We start from the raw sequence: 15,586 nt of genomic DNA on the forward strand, positions 1-15,586 counted from the left end.
AAAAGATGGGCGGCATGTTCTGCCCAAGAACAAAAGCGCTGGAGCCTATATAAACTGAACTAAAGAATCCCATTAACACCAATCGGCGCTTCGGCTACCGCGTGTATGGCGCCTTCGCTGGATAATAGATGAAAATCATAAGTTCAACCTATATAGACAACAAAAAAAAACAAACCACTCTCATTATATGAACGAGAGTGGTTTGCTATTATTTTTCAAACACTTGATGCAGGATGTCAGCCGGTTTGCTGTTATTCAAGTTTTTGTGAATGCAACTTGCTGGTTTTTCGCGTAAGATCTCGGCAAAAGCTTTTGCTAATTCCGCTTCCCCGACTACATGAATCTCCTTCCAACCGCGCTCTTTCTTCAGTCGTTCCACGGTTTCGCCCATTTCTTTATAAAAACGACCTAAGTTTTCTTTCAACCTTGATTCCAACACATCCACCTTGCTACTGCCGATGGAGGGATGATCGTCTTTCGTCACTTTCTTTCGATCCCCCCATCCCTGAAGTTTCGGATCAAAATCATACATTAGCTCATCATATAGGAAGCCCATTGCCGTATCTAATATGCGTACTTCCCCAAAGCTTGGTAAAACAATGCCCGCCTCTGGATAAGCTTTGTACATATATTCCAACTCTTGGAGCACCGGATGATCTTCCCAATGGAAACTGGTTTTCACATGCACTTGAACATAATAGACAGACCATAATTCCGGGTCTTCCGAAGCAAAGATCACAACGCCTTTGTGTAAATCATTTTGATTGTCTTCGATTTCTTTAACAACTTTGTCCCGAAGTTCTTTAAATGCCTTCAATTCGGTTTCATCCTCAGAAGCCGATAAATATTCTTCAATTCGCTTTAAGCCACTTTTCAAATGAATTTTCCATGCACCTTTCAGCTGATCAGGATCGGCTGGATTGGTATTGACATACGCGCTTAGCACACAGCGAGTTGGGCTGCGAAATTCTTTTAACGTCTGAAGCTCTTCAATCAATGACATGCTGGACCTCCTTTGATTTTCCCTCGATAGAAGTATGCCCATCTCGCGCTAAATTAACGGCTGACAATTCTTTATGGGTAATCTGGTCCTGACATGCTCTGTTTTTCACGAGTTCAAGGTATATCTTCTAGCAAAAATGGATATACTACTAATCACAGAGGCGCGGCACAGCTCTGTCCCGCGTACCGGGGCACTTTCGACGGAAGGTGAAAAACAATACACCGCCCAATCCGACTAGGGATTTAGCCGAAGCCTAGTAGTGCCGCATTTTACATAGGAATGTATTGAGCAATAAATAAAAGGAATCAGCCGCTTATAAGCATAGCTGATTCCTTTTTGCGGTAATTCGTATGTATTTCCATAGTGTATACTTGGTCCATTTCCTTGCTACGGTGCACCTGATTATTCAACTTCCCCCGTCCAAGACGACATGCCTTCTGAAACATTAACAACATCGTAGCCATCGCCTGCTAAAATAGCACTCGCTTCTTTGGAACGATTACCACTGCGGCAAATAACAATATATTGTTCAGCCGAATCTAAATCGGCTCGGTTGCCTTTTTGCAATTCGGACAAAGGAACATTGACCGCTCCAATGATATGCCCTTCTTCAAACTCCTCTACTTCCCGGACATCTAGCACAATCGCTCCCTTGTCTACATGCTGTTGAATATCCTTCAACACAATCGTTTCATAGCCTTCTGCGTTTTTAGCGCCACAAGCTGTTAATAAAAATACAAAAACAATCACTAGCCAACTCCATTTTTTCATGACAATTCTTCCCTTTCATCGCTATAATTATCTGCCCCCATCTTACCCTGTTTCTCCTATTTTGTATAATCAATCATGATCAATTCCCCTTACAGCTCCCAATCTGCAAAGTCCATTATTTAGGTCAAATAGTTAGCGGAGATTAGGGAAGACTAGGTCTTGAAGTTTCATTAAAAATGAAGGAGGAAAAATGATGCCTAAATTTACCCCGAAACCGAATGATTCGGATGATAATGTCAACCGACTGAAGAAAACCATCAGCAATATGGAAGCTGCAGAAGCCGCAATGGAATTTGCAGAAGGAAAAGAACTTGCCGCCATAAAGGAGAAAAATGAACGGCGGAAAGAAAGCATTGAAGGATTACAAGAGGAAATTCGCGCAGAAAATAAATCACGCATTAATGGGTACTTATAAAGTGAAACTTCAATCAGTGGGGGTTTCCCTCATCCCCCACTGATTGTTAGTTGAACCAATCAGGCTTTTACGGGCAGTTGATCTCCCACTTATCTTTAGCGTATTTTTACTTAAGTTTTGAAGTGGGAGTCTTCCTGCCCGTTAATGCAGGATAAAAGTACGGATTACCTCTTCTTGGTATAAACTATAAGGTATCTATGCGATTGCCCATCATGGACAGCTACTGGCTGACGATGGGATCAAACATAGATGCCTTTTTTCTCATACATGAAAGAATGACTGATAGGGGAGGTTTAAAAATGCAAGTTCTCATCGAATGGATGTATAAAACGCCCAAAGGCACGGAAACCATCTTGCGTTCTGAGGAAATGCCCGCAGCGCAGGCTCTACTGCTTGCTGAAGATATGACAAAGACGGGACGCGCCAAAAACATCACATTTATCGATCCATTTGACACCACATGGACGATAAAAGAATTGAAAGGTTATTTAAAAGGCATCGAGACAGAACCGCATAACATCACTGTTTATTTCGACGGAGGCTTCGATCACGCCAGCAACCAATCCGGTTTGGGCTGTGCCATCTATTATGAGCAAAACGGGAAATCGTATCGCTTACGACGCAATGCTCCTTCTGCCGAACTTGTCTCGAATAACGAAGCCGAATATGCCGCGCTTTACTTAGGGCTACAGGAGCTTGAATTGTTGAATGTTCACCACCTACCGGCTCGCTTTGTCGGGGATTCCCAAGTCGTCATTAATCAGCTGACAGGCGAGTGGCCAGTACTGGAAAGCGGACTGGCACGCTGGGTAGACAGAATTGAAGAGAAATTAGCACGCCTCGAGATTCAGCCAACATATGAACTCGTGCAACGTAAATTAAATACAGAAGCCGATCGACTGGCGACACAAGCGTTAAATGGGGTCACGATTACCGCAACGGTTGAATTGACTTCATAAAGCATATAAAAGCTCGCTTACAGTCAGCCTAACTGTAAGCGAGCTTTCAAGTTCCACAATATGTTTGATAAGGACTTGTTGAAGGAGCAGGAAGTGACGCATAATTCACCTGCTGATTAGAATAGGCATATGGATTGGAAAGGACATCCAGTAGCTCCTGCATCACACGATAGTCACCCCGTTGGACTGCAGCTTCAAGTGCTGCTTCTACCCGATGATTCCGAGGTATTACTGCAGGGTTACTGTCCCGCATCAATTGTTGAACACTTTCCTTTGATGCCTGCTGCCTAGTCAATCTTTCCTGCCACAGCTCGTACCACTGTGTAAATTCGGATGTTTCGAAAAGCGCTTCATCCGTCAATTGATTGAGTGTTAATGCACGAAATATATTTGTATAATCCGCATCGTGTTGCTCCATCAATTGCAAAAGATGCCCCATTAAAGATTCGTCCTGTTTCTCTTCATTGAACAATCCTAATTTCGCTCGCATGCCCGCAAACCAATTCGCATAATAATGCTCCGAGAAATCAGATAGCTCATCTTGTGCCAATCGAGCTCCTTCCGCGTACTCTTCATGCAGTAGCGATAAAAGACTTTCCGCAAATCGCGCAAGATTCCAGCCGACGATATTCGGTTGATTGCCATAAGCATAGCGACCTTGAATATCAATCGAGCTAAAAACCGTGGCAGGATTATATGTATCCATAAAAGCACAAGGACCATAATCAATCGTTTCTCCACTGATCGTCATATTATCGGTATTCATAACACCGTGGATGAAACCAACCAACTGCCATTTGGCAACCAAAGCCGCCTGACGCTGAATGACAGCTTGTAGCAATGCAAGATAGCGACCGTCATTCTCCTCGATTTCTGGATAATGACGCTGTAATGCATAATCAGCTAACGCACGAAGCTCATCATCCGTCCCCCATTTCGCAACGTATTGAAAAGTACCAAAACGCAGATGACTGCTTGCCACACGCGTTAAAATAGCTCCTGGCAAATCGGTTTCACGGATAATAGACTCACCCGTTGTCACCACAGCTAATGCACGAGTCGTTGGGATACCAAGTGCATGCATTGCTTCACTCATAATGTATTCTCGTAACATGGGACCAAGTGCGGCACGTCCATCTCCTCCGCGGGAATACGGTGTCCGTCCAGCGCCTTTCAGCTGAATATCAAAACGTTTACCTTCTGGCGTCAATTGTTCACCAAGCAATACCGCCCTGCCGTCCCCTAGCATTGTAAAGTTGCCAAATTGGTGGCCTGCGTATGCTTGAGCAAGTGGCAAAGCATCTTCAGGGATCGCATTGCCAGCAAATATCGCTACCCCTTCTTCACTTCGTAGTGCCCCTGCATTTAGTCCAAGTGAAATCGCCAAAGAATCATTAAACATGATCAGCGCTGGTGACTGGACTGGAGTTGGATTCAAACTTGTAAAAAAGGATTTAGGCAAACGGCTATAACTGTTGTCTAGATGCCATCCCATTTCAAGTGACTGTTGTCGTTTTGTCATCGTTTCTCCTTTCTTGCTCACTTTTTATTGAAAACATCCATTATAAGTGTCTGCTTCTACTGATGGATTATACCCTGATGAAAGTTAACCACTTACTCGCATCGATTACAACCGAAAAGGACAAGAATGACCAGAAATAACTTGGTCATTTCTAGCCACTCTATTTTTCATTCATCCGATTAACACCATTATTTCCTCAACGCAACAGCAGGCTCTGTATGAATTAGCTTGTGGCTAGCAATCATGCTAATAATACTAACAACAACGCCCGTGGACAGTATGGATAGGACAATTTGTGCGGGTGTAATGATGATTGCTAAATCAAAAACCATACTGATGACATACGTACTGCCAATCAAAACTGCTTGAAAAATAGCCGACATTGCTGCTAAAAGCATATTTTCGCTGGCAATCATATTCCGTAGAGTCCCATTTTTGAATCCCAAAGCGGACATCAGCCCTAGTTCCTTATAACGTGAGTTTTGCAATTTAACGAGTAAAACGGTTCCGATAAACAATGAAATTGCTAACACTAAAATCGAAACAATCAAGAACAAACGATTGAGGTTGTTGAATGCGCTTTGCAAAGCGCCTACTTCTTTGGCAGCATTTTTGCTGTCCATTTTTTTGTCAGTTAGCATTTGACTAACGGATACAATATCCTCAAAATTCTTTACATCGTAACTAATAGAGTAGTTTTCTTGCTCTTTCACCTTTTGATAAAATTCCCGTTCAATATCGGAGCTGACAAAGAAATCATCGTAGCCTGCATTATAAATACCGCTAATTGTCAGCGTGTATGCATTTCCACCATATTGTAACGTAAGTTCTTGTCCAAGTACTCTACTAATATCATTAGCAAACTTTTTAGCAAGACTCGGACTCAATGCGATTTCCTTTTCACCTGATTTTGGCATCGTACCGTATGACATCTTTTCAGTCGCCTTAGCCATTGGGTATTTTTCTGCCATCGCTTCGGTTTTATCCCCCAGCTTTAATGCAACGTCCGTTATTTTGTATTGATAATAGACATTGTCGATACGTTCATCGGATGTCAACATATCCAAAATCGTTCCATCATCTTCACCTTGAATATAACCATTATTAAAGGCTGTGTTTTTATCCTTAAAATCCGCAATCGAGTTGTCCATACGATTCCCCGAGGATAAAGACAACATAAACGCAAGGATTCCGATAGAGATAGCCAAACTAACAGCCATATAACGAGTGATATGCACCTGGAAGTTTTTCAGCCCCCGCTTGAACGCAGATACTCTAGTCGCCTTATGAATACGGAGTGTATCATTACCAGTACAATCCCGTTGAATGACCGTTTCTTTGGCAATAATCTTCCTGTCCTCAATATACATTACTTCATCGGCAAAGCTACAAATCTTTTGATCATGTGTAATGACAATCACTAAGCGATCTTTTGAAATCTCTTTTAACAGTTCCATCATGTCATGGGAATTGCTACGGTCTAATGCTCCTGTCGGCTCATCTGCCAAGATTATGTTGGGATTGCTCATTAACGCTCTTGCAATCGCAGCCCTCTGCTTTTGACCGCCCGACAGATTTTCAATCTTTTCATCTGCTTTTTGTGCTAATCCCAGTTTGTTTAACAGTTCTTTGGCACTTTCTCTATTTTCCCCTTCGCTTGAAGCATTTAATTCACAAGCAAGGAGGATATTTTCAAGCACCGTATAACCGCTTAACAGATGGTAGTTTTGAAAGATAAACCCGATATGTTCTCTGCGATATGCACATAATTCGTCGGCGTTCATGTTGCTAATAGAAGCACCCGCAACCGTAATCTCACCGCTATAATCGCTGTCGAAGCCTGCCATCATATTCAGCAAAGTACTTTTACCGCAACCCGATGCACCTAGCAAGCAAATAAGTCCTTTATTCGGAAAGGTGAAATTGACATCGTCAAATATAGGCAATGCATCATATTTTTTTACAAGGTTGTTTAGTTGTATCATTATCGTTCACCTGTCTTCAATGCGGTTGTTACATTGGTTTTTATAATCGAAATCGTAGTTGCCAAGTACGCCACAACAGCTACCAAAACAATCAATAACACGCCTGGAAATAGCGTCTGTGCACTCAGAATATTTTTGCCAAACAAACTTTCAGTAGCTATATTGATGAGCGGCGATATAACAAGTAACAATAGAATGGCTACAATGGTTTCCGTCATCTTTTCCGTCAAGTTTAGCAAGCCTAAATGCGTATTCGTAAAGCCACTTACTTTATAAATGGCATACTCTCTTTTTCGCATAAAACCTGTGATTAAGGAAATCGCAATCACCATAACGACAGATAACATTCCTATAAGTACATTTGCAGAGCCGGATTGTTCCGTTGTTTGCTCATTTAATCTCACAATATCCTCAACAAGTTCAAATTGCCCAAGCGGTACGATGCCAATTTCGTTAAGTTCGTCTTTAATAGCAATCATATCCTTCGGCGTCTTCGCTCGAATAAGGAAGTTTACGGATTTATTTTCTATGCCCGCTTGTTTTCTTAAGTCGTCAATTGCAACTTTACTAAAGAAAAAGGAGTCATCAACAGAATACGGGATCATTTCTCCTTCATATTCATAAGAGACAGTCGTATCTGCAACGCCGACAATTGTTGCGGTGATGAATGTGCCTTGTAGCACCGGCTCCCCTGTATCCCAATTGTATACAGAGCCATTAAAATCAATTTCCTTGCCGATTGCTTGCTCGTTTGACAGGCCCAATGTATCAACAAAGCTTTCTGGTACAACAACCTCATTGCCTTTGCCCATTGGCATTTTCCCAGCTACCAACTTATTGATGACCGGCACACTACCTGTACTTTGGATCTGATATTCTTTGCCACTCACCGTTACTTTAATATCATCAAATGCTTGTAAAAAAGCTGTAAAGTCTACACGTTCATCGCCTACATAGTTAGCATATAAGCCACCAATATCTTGCGTGACATCTGCATTTGGCTTTTCTTCCTCCTGCTCACTTGTTCCTCCCGCACTCGTAAAACTGCCAACGACACTAATATCTTTCAATCCCTCGCCATACGTATCAATCAGCTCATCAAACTCTCCCTGGCTACTGTCACCAATCGCTCCGCTAACAGTTGTCAGTAAAAACGTACCTGCAACCATTAGTGAAAGAGCTGCTACTACAAATCGGTTATATGCACTTTTGACATTCGATTTAGTGATTTCGAAAGCATTTTTGATGGATAAATGATGACATTTATCAAACGTCAGCTGTTCTTTTTGCGTAATGATTTCTTGTGACGTTACAAACGGTTCTTCCTGGTCTAAGTTTAAAACGGTTGATTGATCGTCAAGTAAATTGGTATCATGCGTGACAATGATGACAGTCCTTTTTTTAGCAATCTTTCTTAGAATAGCCATTGTTGTTTTGGAAGTTTCTTCATCTAAAGCACTCGTCGGCTCGTCAGCAATAATCACTTGTGGATTTTTCATCAGTTCTCTTGCAATGGTCACACGCTGCTTTTGGCCGCCTGACAGATTTTTTACTTTTTGATGTGCAAGGTCTATCATTTCGAGTTCTCTTAAAATCTTTTCTGCATTTTTTTTATTTTTTTCGTCTTTTAAGTACTGTGGCAATAATACATTCTCTACCACCGATACATCCTCGAGCAAATTAAAATCCTGCCAAACAAATCCAAACATATTGTTATAAAAATAGCTTTTTTCATGAGCGGTTAATGCCTTAATGCTTTTCCCGCAATAGGTCACTTCCCCGTCAAAATCTTGTTCCATCCCGCTAATGATTTTCAAAAGCGTCGTTTTACCACTACCTGAAGCACCGACTATAAAGTTCAGTCCTTTTCCCATTGTAAAAGAAATATCATTCAATACGAATTCGCTGTTATATTGTTTTGATACATGCTTAATTTCAAACATTTTTATTCCTCCTAAACTTGATAGCATCATTGTATAACGAATGATGTTAAATCCCTGTTAAGCGATTTTTTGTGGAAATTAAATGCTTAACATAGATTTAACACCTGCTTACAGTACAATAGGAGTGAGGTGATTTGGGATGAGAATACTCATTGTAGAAGACGAGCTTGATTTGCAGGAAGCGATTGCAGACGGGCTTAGAATAGATGGTTATGCCGTTGATACGTGTGATGACGGTGAAACTGCTTACGATCTGTTATATGAAGTGAATTACGATTTAGTCGTACTCGATTTAAATTTGCCAATAATGGATGGGCTTGAGGTGTTAGAAAAAATACGAGATGAGAGGCCCGAATTAAAAGTACTTATTCTCAGTGCAAGAAGTAATGTGAATGATAAAGTAAAAGGCCTAGACAGAGGAGCAAATGATTATTTGGCGAAACCATTTGATTTTGCTGAGTTAGAGGCAAGAATACGCAATTTGTTGCGGAGAAAGTTTGTGCAAGAAAGTAGTATGCTTTCCAGCGGTGACATAAAGGTAGATTTATCAAAACGGATTGCCTTTGTAAATAAACTTGAAATCGCACTGACAAAAAAAGAATTTGCATTGCTAGCATATCTTTTGCTACACAAAGATCGAGTGATCAGCCAAGAAGAACTGATTGAACATGTCTGGGATCAACATGCGGATAGCTTTAGTGGCGCGATTCGTGTTCATATTGCAACGCTCCGCAAGAAACTGAAGACAGTTTTAAGCTATGACCCCATTGGAACGAAAATCGGTGAAGGATACTTTTTATCTTCAGACAAGGATGGTGATGTCCGTGCTTGAAAATATGCCTATCCGATTGCGACTTACCGTTATGACTGTTGCTCTTTTAACTGTCTGTTGTATAGGTCTTACTTTAATACTTAATTTTTCTGCTAGTAGAATGGCTACAAGAATTGATGCTATGCCTTTACTACCAGCACTTCAGGATAGCGTAAATGGAGGGATTGCTCAATCACCCTCAGTAACTACGCTCCCTATTGCTACATCTGCAGCTACCCAAAAAGCCAAAATAGATTTCAAAATTGAAAGCATCATGTATATGCTTTTCATTATTGTTGGCGGAGGGCTTTCAACCTACTACATTTCAGGAAGAGCATTACAACCTCTTCACAAACTAAATGGGCAAGTCAAAAACATCAATGCGCATAACTTAGCTGAAACATTAACCGTGCCCCCTACAAAGGATGAAATTGCAGAGCTTACTGTAACATTTAACAACATGACAGGGAAGTTGGATGATTCCTTCAAAATGCAACAGAGGTTTTCGGCAAGTGCCGCCCATGAGCTGCGAACACCCCTCGCTGTGTTGCAAACAAAGGTGGATGTATTTAAGAAGAAAAAAACGCATACAAATGAGGAATATGATGCGCTTATTTCGGTTATTGAGAAGCAGACACAACGCTTGCGAGGACTCGTCAGTAACCTATTAGATATGACGAATATGGACGATAACGATGAGCAAAGTAGTATCTATGTAAAAGATATTTTCGAGGATATTATTTCCGAATTGGCTCATATAGCGAACAATCATCAGGTTACGCTATCCCTAGATTGTGATGACAGTGTTATCTTGGGAAACACAGACTTATTGTATCGTGCTTTTTGCAACTTGGCGGAAAACGGCATCAAGTACAATATTGACGGCGGTACAGTTGAGATGATTGTAAACAAATCCAATGACGAACAGGTAGCCATCCATATTAAAGATACAGGCATTGGCATTGATGATGAAGACAAAAAGATTATATTTGAACCTTTTTATCGCGTTGATAAATCGCGCTCCCGTCAAATGGGCGGTACAGGCTTAGGTCTTTCAACTGTTGCTAGCATTATTAAAAAGCATAACGGCACGATTACAGTCACCGACAATGCAAAGAACGGGACTGACTTTACTGTCATCTTGCCTCTAGGGTCTTCCCCCAAATAGGTACTTAGTCGACTCATAACTTTCGAACAGGCACTTGGATTTCAAAAGTAATCTCATTCGGTTTATCCGTAATGGTAATATCCAAATGCATGATTTGTAAGGCATCACCTATGATTTGATAATTATTCATCTTCAGATGCTGCAGGATTTCTCTTAAACTTTCACCGCGACTCGACAACAATTCTCCATTATAGCGAATACAGGCAAATAATCCCCCGGGAACCGTCGTCCGATAGGTATTTGGTATATCTTCCTTATTTTTTGCCACAATAAAAATCGTTGACGGTTCTTCAAAACGTTCTAATGCGAGATTCGATTCTTCAATAATAATACCTAGTCGATTGCTAGCAAGAATCGGCGTCTTTTCCGTCAACATATTCTCCAAATTCAACACACCGTAACTGAGCTCAAAGTTATTATTGATTTTTTCATTCAAGGTCAATAATTGTCTCGTTTTTATCTTACGAAATACGACCTGTTGAAGATCACTTTCTTTTTCCACTCGTTCTAAATAGCTAATCTTCTCTCGAATGCTTTCTTCCAGTTCGTTCAATTCGTTCAGATTTGCGACTAGCTCTTCATGTTTACCTTTCAAAATAGCTAATGATTTACTGAAATTACGTTCGTTGAGGTATTCCTTTATTTCATCCGTCGTCATCTTCAGCTGTCGAAGCTCTTTAATGGTGCCTAAAATTTCATATTGAAAAATGGAGTAATAGCGATAGCCAGTATCAGGATCAACAAATTGCGGCTTAAATAAGCCAATGCGGTCATAATGCCGCAACGCCTCCGTAGTAACTCCGCGAAGCTTGGCCATTTCACCAATGCTTAGTTTTTCTTTCAATCCGCACTCCCCCTGAAACTTAATATAGTAGAAAGTCTAAAAAACTTATCACCTTCAATCATTTGAAGTTTGATGAGAGTTAGACACTCAACAAGCTTAAAAGAAGAAAGTGATAAGTTTTATCTTGAATGATGCGCTTTCATTAAACCCGCCATAATGAGCGAATTATCAGAACCTAACTCTTATACATACTATGCAACGCTTTCTAACGATTTGTCAAGGTCATTTCCAAACGCTATTTTTCAAAAAGTTGCATCGAATTTCCAAGGGTAAAATAGCCCTATTTTCTCTTAACGGTTATGCTCTTTCTCCTTTAACACATAGCTGAGCAAATCCAACATAATACGTGCTGCGACTTGCCCTGTCATGCCAGTAGGGTCATAAGGAGGTGCCACTTCAACTAAATCGAACCCGATGACGTCTCCCCTTTTTGCAATGCCTTCCAATAATTCGTTCACTTCATCATACAAGAGACCGCCCGGGGAAGGTGTGCCCGTTCCAGGTGCGATTGACGGATCAATGCCATCAATATCAATCGTTACATAATATTTTTCTCCGGCTGGCAGCTGCGCCAGTACTTCTTCCACGCCCATTTTCCGCATTTGTCGTGGCGATAGGATTACACTCCCATAATCCCTCGCCGCATCAACATCCTCTTTTTTACTACTGCTAATGCCTCGGATACCAAATTGGAAGATTTTTTGTACATGATCCATTTCTGACAAACGGCGAATACAGTTGCCGTGGCCATAGCGCATACCCGAACGGTGATCCGCCCAATCCAGATGAGCGTCAATTTGAATGACATGAAATGGACCTAAGTCTTCCAATCCTTTGCCTACTGCGGCCGTGATGGAATGGTCTCCCCCTAACACAACAGGCATAGCGCCTTTTGAGACAATTTTACGAATCGCTTGTTCTGTGTTGTCATGGCTTTGCATCAAATCACCGTGCACCATATCGACATCGCCGCAATCCACTACATTCCAATCTGGACCTAGATACGTAATATCATTTTCGATGTCATACGCACCTTCTAATCCGAAACTGTATAGCGTCGAGCCTTCTCGGATTCCTCGTGGCCCCATCCGAGCACCCGATTTCCATTGGGTTCCCATATCATTCGGTACACCGATGACTGCTACATCAGCATCTAACTCATCCAAATTTGGACAAATTGGATACTTACCAAACGTACATATGCCTGTAAACGGTAAATTCAACACTTGTTTTTCATCAAGTTTAACCATCATTAATTACCCCTCTGCTGTCTTATTTTCTCACGTTATGTACATGGAGAACCTCCATGTGTCTTGCGAGTATTTACGCGTCTGCTACAAGTTGCTTACCATACGTATTTTGGAACAATGTCATATAGTCCTCTTTCGATAATTTACGAGAATTTGTCAGCGTACATAGATGATTGAAAGCTCCTTCAGCAAGGAATTCGAAATCTTTCGGATTGACATTCGGTAGCTCGTGGAATTTTGGAATGCCAATTTTGCTTGCCAATTCATGCAGCAAAGTCACACCTTCTTGAGCAATTTCTTCCGTTGTTTTCCCTTCTGCTTTCGCACCTAGCTTGATAGCGACCATCGCATGCTTTTCCGGATTGGAAGGAATATTGTATTCAAATACATGTGGGAGGAAGATGGAATTCGCTACTCCATGTGGCGTATCATATAGCCCGCCAAGCGGTTCAGCCATTGCATGCACCGCACCAAGGTCAGCGTTATCAAATGCCATACCCGCAATCATACTGCCCACAAGCATATTTTGCCTTGCCTCTACGTCCTTGCCGTTTTCTACAGCTACCGGAAGATGTTTGGCAATTAATTCAATCGCATATAGACTTAGCGCATCTGAAATTGGTTCAGCAACAGTAGCCGTATACGCTTCAATGGCATGTGTCAGTGCATCCATTCCTGTCGCAGCCGTAATCGACTTCGGCAATGTTAGCGTCAATTCAGGATCCACAATCGCTAGTTTAGCAGCGAGTTGGATATCCAAAATTGCTTCTTTCTGCTTCGTGATGGTATCCGTGATAACAGAGCCTGTCGTCACTTCACTACCTGTTCCTGAAGTAGTTGGAATACAAATAAGCGGCGTAATTTTTCGTTCAAGTTTATCAAAACCATAGTAATCTTTCAGTTCTCCATCATGTGTGAAAAGTACGCCAATCGCTTTCGCTGTATCCATAGAGCTTCCGCCACCAAGACCGATCAATAAATCGATGTTGTCATCTTTGAATTTTTCATATGCTTTGACGCAATCGATGTCTTTCGGATTCGGCGTAATTTCATCATATACAAGATAGGAGACTCCTTCTTGATCCAACGAATCCGTAATCCTGTCCAAAATCCCCGTTTGAGCAAGCCCTTTATCGGTAATAATGAGTACTTTTTCACCGCCGAGCTCTTTCGCTCTTTTCCCTACGTTGTTCACCGTTCCATTCCCAAATTCAACAGATGTCGGTAGATTAAAATTAAATTCCCATCTCATCACACATTTCCCCTTCCATTTGCATAGGTTTTTAGAATTAGCGAGTTACTTGCAGTTCACTTTCTTTAGACGCTTCCTCTGTGTCAAACCACCCTGTTGGGCTGACATCTAGGTTAATATTGATTTGCTTCACTTCTGAAAACTCATCCAAACCGAAAGTACCTAGTCCACGGCCAAGTCCGCTCTGCTTATAGCCACCCCACGGTGCTTCCGCATACGCAAGATTGTAGGCATTAATGGATGTAATCCCGGCTCTAATTTTTTTAATGACTCGTAAAGCTTTGGCACCGTCTTGCGAGAACACACCAGCTGCTAGACCATATGGTGTATCATTTGCAAGCTCTATGGCCTCTGCTTCATCTTTAAACTTTTGAATAACGAGTACAGGACCAAAAATTTCTTCTTGAACAATCTTCATATCAGGCGTTGTATTGATAAAGATTGTCGGCTCTACGAAGTATCCTTGTCCAAGCCCATCGCTCGTAATCCGTTTACCGCCACACACCAATTCGGCTCCTTCATCGATACCGGCTTGGATATAATCCAGTACGGTATTCATGTGGCCTTCACTAACAAGGGCACCCATATCCGTCGTTGGATCATCACCACGGCCCACGCGTATGTCCTTCGCTTTACGAACCAGGCTGTCAACGAACTTGTCATGAATGCTCTCTTCCAGTAGTAAACGAGAGCCCGCATTACACACTTGTCCTGCGTTAACAAAGATACCGTAAAGCGCATAATCCACCGCTGTTTCAAAGTCTGCATCTGCAAAGACGATATTCGGAGACTTACCGCCCAGTTCAAGTGCCGTTTTCTTAATGTTGCCTGCTGCTGCCTTCATAATGGATCTGCCGACCTCCGTACTACCTGTAAATGACACCATATCGACTTGATCGCTTTCAGCCAATTCGTTACCGACAGTAGAGCCTCCACCTGTCACCAAGTTGACAACACCTGCCGGAATGCCCACTTCTTCAAGAATTTCGAACAACTTAATTGTCGTAATCGGTGTAATTTCCGATGGCTTAAAGACAATCGTATTGCCTGCTGCCAGTGCCGGTGCGATTTTCCACGCCCCCGTCAATAACGGGAAATTCCAAGGGGCAATCATGCCACATACGCCGACAGGTTCACGAACAATAAGTCCCTGTACAGGATCCGCAACTTCATACGTTTGCCCATTTGGTTTTGTGACAAGACCACCATAGTAACGGAAGCAATCTACTGCATCTGCAATATCAAATTCCGCTTCTCGTAGAGGCTTACCGACATTCGCCATTTCAAGCGCACTCAGCTCCGCTGCCTTTTCCTCCAGTTTATCTGCAATTTTAAATAAATAAGATGCGCGTTCAGCAGCCGACAAATCTGACCAAACTCCAGAATCGAATGCTTGACGTGCTGCCGCAATAGCCGTACGCGTTTCTTCTACACTCGCTCTCTCTGCCTCCGCAATTACCTCATTCGTAGCCGGATTAATTACCTTGCGTGTTTCCTGATCTGCTGCCTGTACCCATTCCCCATTTATGAACATTTTCAACTTCAACAATTAAATAACCCCCTACTAATTTTTTTGAGATGTTGCTGTATAACATATGGTATTTTCATTCTAGTTAACGTTTTTAATGAAGCTTTTCATCTTATCATTTTCAATGTTGCCTAC

13 protein-coding genes are annotated in these 15,586 nt (G+C 41.8%); 4 read left to right on the top strand and 9 right to left on the bottom strand.

From position 1 onward, the window contains the following. Positions 1-208: 208 nt before the first annotated feature. Positions 209-1,003 (bottom strand): VLRF1 family aeRF1-type release factor, encoded by a 795-nt coding sequence (locus tag MKY34_RS17355; protein WP_342512366.1) that lies wholly within the window; start codon positions 1,001-1,003, stop codon positions 209-211. 402 nt (positions 1,004-1,405) lie between these two features. After that, positions 1,406-1,774: a rhodanese-like domain-containing protein gene (locus tag MKY34_RS17360; RefSeq protein ID WP_342512367.1), complete on the bottom strand. Its 369-nt coding sequence runs from the start codon at positions 1,772-1,774 to the stop codon at positions 1,406-1,408. 193 nt (positions 1,775-1,967) lie between these two features. On the opposite strand from MKY34_RS17360, the gene MKY34_RS17365 reads away from it, so the two are divergent. Then, complete coding sequence (locus tag MKY34_RS17365) at positions 1,968-2,189, top strand: small, acid-soluble spore protein tlp (RefSeq protein ID WP_342512368.1); 222 nt, start codon at positions 1,968-1,970, stop codon at positions 2,187-2,189. Between the two features lie 299 nt (positions 2,190-2,488). Beyond that, the gene (locus MKY34_RS17370; RefSeq protein ID WP_342512369.1) at positions 2,489-3,148 is read left to right on the top strand and encodes a ribonuclease H family protein; all 660 of its coding nucleotides are present in this window, start codon (positions 2,489-2,491) and stop codon (positions 3,146-3,148) included. Positions 3,149-3,194: 46 nt separating this feature from the next. On the opposite strand, the gene MKY34_RS17375 is transcribed toward MKY34_RS17370, so the two are convergent. The 3 genes from MKY34_RS17375 to MKY34_RS17385 all read right to left on the bottom strand — a co-directional run bounded on the left by MKY34_RS17375 (position 3,195) and on the right by MKY34_RS17385 (position 8,598). Next, entirely contained in the window at positions 3,195-4,670 is a 1,476-nt protein-coding gene (locus MKY34_RS17375; protein ID WP_342512370.1) for a YdiU family protein, read from the bottom strand. A gap of 188 nt (positions 4,671-4,858) precedes the next feature. Then, positions 4,859-6,655: an ABC transporter ATP-binding protein/permease gene (locus MKY34_RS17380; RefSeq protein ID WP_342512371.1), complete on the bottom strand. Its 1,797-nt coding sequence runs from the start codon at positions 6,653-6,655 to the stop codon at positions 4,859-4,861. Continuing rightward, the gene (locus tag MKY34_RS17385; protein WP_342512372.1) at positions 6,655-8,598 is read right to left on the bottom strand and encodes an ABC transporter ATP-binding protein/permease; all 1,944 of its coding nucleotides are present in this window, start codon (positions 8,596-8,598) and stop codon (positions 6,655-6,657) included. Before MKY34_RS17385 ends, MKY34_RS17380 begins: the two co-directional genes overlap by 1 nt. A gap of 139 nt (positions 8,599-8,737) precedes the next feature. Here MKY34_RS17385 and MKY34_RS17390 point away from each other — a divergent pair, with 139 nt between their 5' ends. Both MKY34_RS17390 and MKY34_RS17395 read left to right on the top strand, forming a co-directional pair. Then, a complete protein-coding gene (locus MKY34_RS17390; protein WP_342512373.1) occupies positions 8,738-9,430 on the top strand; it encodes a response regulator transcription factor in 693 nt (230 codons plus the stop codon). After that, a complete protein-coding gene (locus tag MKY34_RS17395; RefSeq protein ID WP_342512374.1) occupies positions 9,417-10,577 on the top strand; it encodes a HAMP domain-containing sensor histidine kinase in 1,161 nt (386 codons plus the stop codon). The genes MKY34_RS17390 and MKY34_RS17395 overlap by 14 nt, the downstream gene beginning before the upstream one ends. Positions 10,578-10,590: 13 nt before the next feature. On the opposite strand, the gene MKY34_RS17400 is transcribed toward MKY34_RS17395, so the two are convergent. The 4 genes from MKY34_RS17400 to MKY34_RS17415 all read right to left on the bottom strand — a co-directional run bounded on the left by MKY34_RS17400 (position 10,591) and on the right by MKY34_RS17415 (position 15,472). Next, positions 10,591-11,421: a MerR family transcriptional regulator gene (locus MKY34_RS17400; RefSeq protein WP_342512375.1), complete on the bottom strand. Its 831-nt coding sequence runs from the start codon at positions 11,419-11,421 to the stop codon at positions 10,591-10,593. Between the two features lie 290 nt (positions 11,422-11,711). After that, complete coding sequence (gene speB, locus MKY34_RS17405) at positions 11,712-12,671, bottom strand: agmatinase (protein ID WP_342512376.1); 960 nt, start codon at positions 12,669-12,671, stop codon at positions 11,712-11,714. Between the two features lie 73 nt (positions 12,672-12,744). Further along, positions 12,745-13,923 carry an iron-containing alcohol dehydrogenase gene (locus tag MKY34_RS17410; protein WP_342512377.1) on the bottom strand — a complete coding sequence of 393 codons (1,179 nt, stop codon included), beginning with the start codon at positions 13,921-13,923 and terminating at the stop codon, positions 12,745-12,747. Between the two features lie 37 nt (positions 13,924-13,960). Next, positions 13,961-15,472, bottom strand: a complete 1,512-nt coding sequence (locus MKY34_RS17415; RefSeq protein WP_342512379.1) for an aldehyde dehydrogenase family protein — start codon at positions 15,470-15,472, stop codon at positions 13,961-13,963. Positions 15,473-15,586 lie beyond the last annotated feature (114 nt).

It is taken from the genome of Sporosarcina sp. FSL K6-1522 (assembly GCF_038622445.1).
Classification (GTDB): Bacteria; Bacillota; Bacilli; order Bacillales_A; family Planococcaceae; genus Sporosarcina.

Excerpts from the sequence above, each read along its gene's own strand:
- MKY34_RS17355 (WP_342512366.1), bottom strand. The coding sequence starts at position 1,003 with ATGTCATTGATTGAAGAGCTTCAGACGTTAAAAGAATTTCGCAGCCCA.
- MKY34_RS17360 (WP_342512367.1), bottom strand. The coding sequence starts at position 1,774 with ATGAAAAAATGGAGTTGGCTAGTGATTGTTTTTGTATTTTTATTAACA.
- MKY34_RS17365 (WP_342512368.1), top strand. The coding sequence starts at position 1,968 with ATGCCTAAATTTACCCCGAAACCGAATGATTCGGATGATAATGTCAAC.
- MKY34_RS17370 (WP_342512369.1), top strand. The coding sequence starts at position 2,489 with ATGCAAGTTCTCATCGAATGGATGTATAAAACGCCCAAAGGCACGGAA.
- MKY34_RS17375 (WP_342512370.1), bottom strand. The coding sequence starts at position 4,670 with ATGACAAAACGACAACAGTCACTTGAAATGGGATGGCATCTAGACAAC.
- MKY34_RS17380 (WP_342512371.1), bottom strand. The coding sequence starts at position 6,655 with ATGATACAACTAAACAACCTTGTAAAAAAATATGATGCATTGCCTATA.
- MKY34_RS17385 (WP_342512372.1), bottom strand. The coding sequence starts at position 8,598 with ATGTTTGAAATTAAGCATGTATCAAAACAATATAACAGCGAATTCGTA.
- MKY34_RS17390 (WP_342512373.1), top strand. The coding sequence starts at position 8,738 with ATGAGAATACTCATTGTAGAAGACGAGCTTGATTTGCAGGAAGCGATT.
- MKY34_RS17395 (WP_342512374.1), top strand. The coding sequence starts at position 9,417 with ATGTCCGTGCTTGAAAATATGCCTATCCGATTGCGACTTACCGTTATG.
- speB (WP_342512376.1), bottom strand. The coding sequence starts at position 12,671 with ATGGTTAAACTTGATGAAAAACAAGTGTTGAATTTACCGTTTACAGGC.
- MKY34_RS17410 (WP_342512377.1), bottom strand. The coding sequence starts at position 13,923 with ATGAGATGGGAATTTAATTTTAATCTACCGACATCTGTTGAATTTGGG.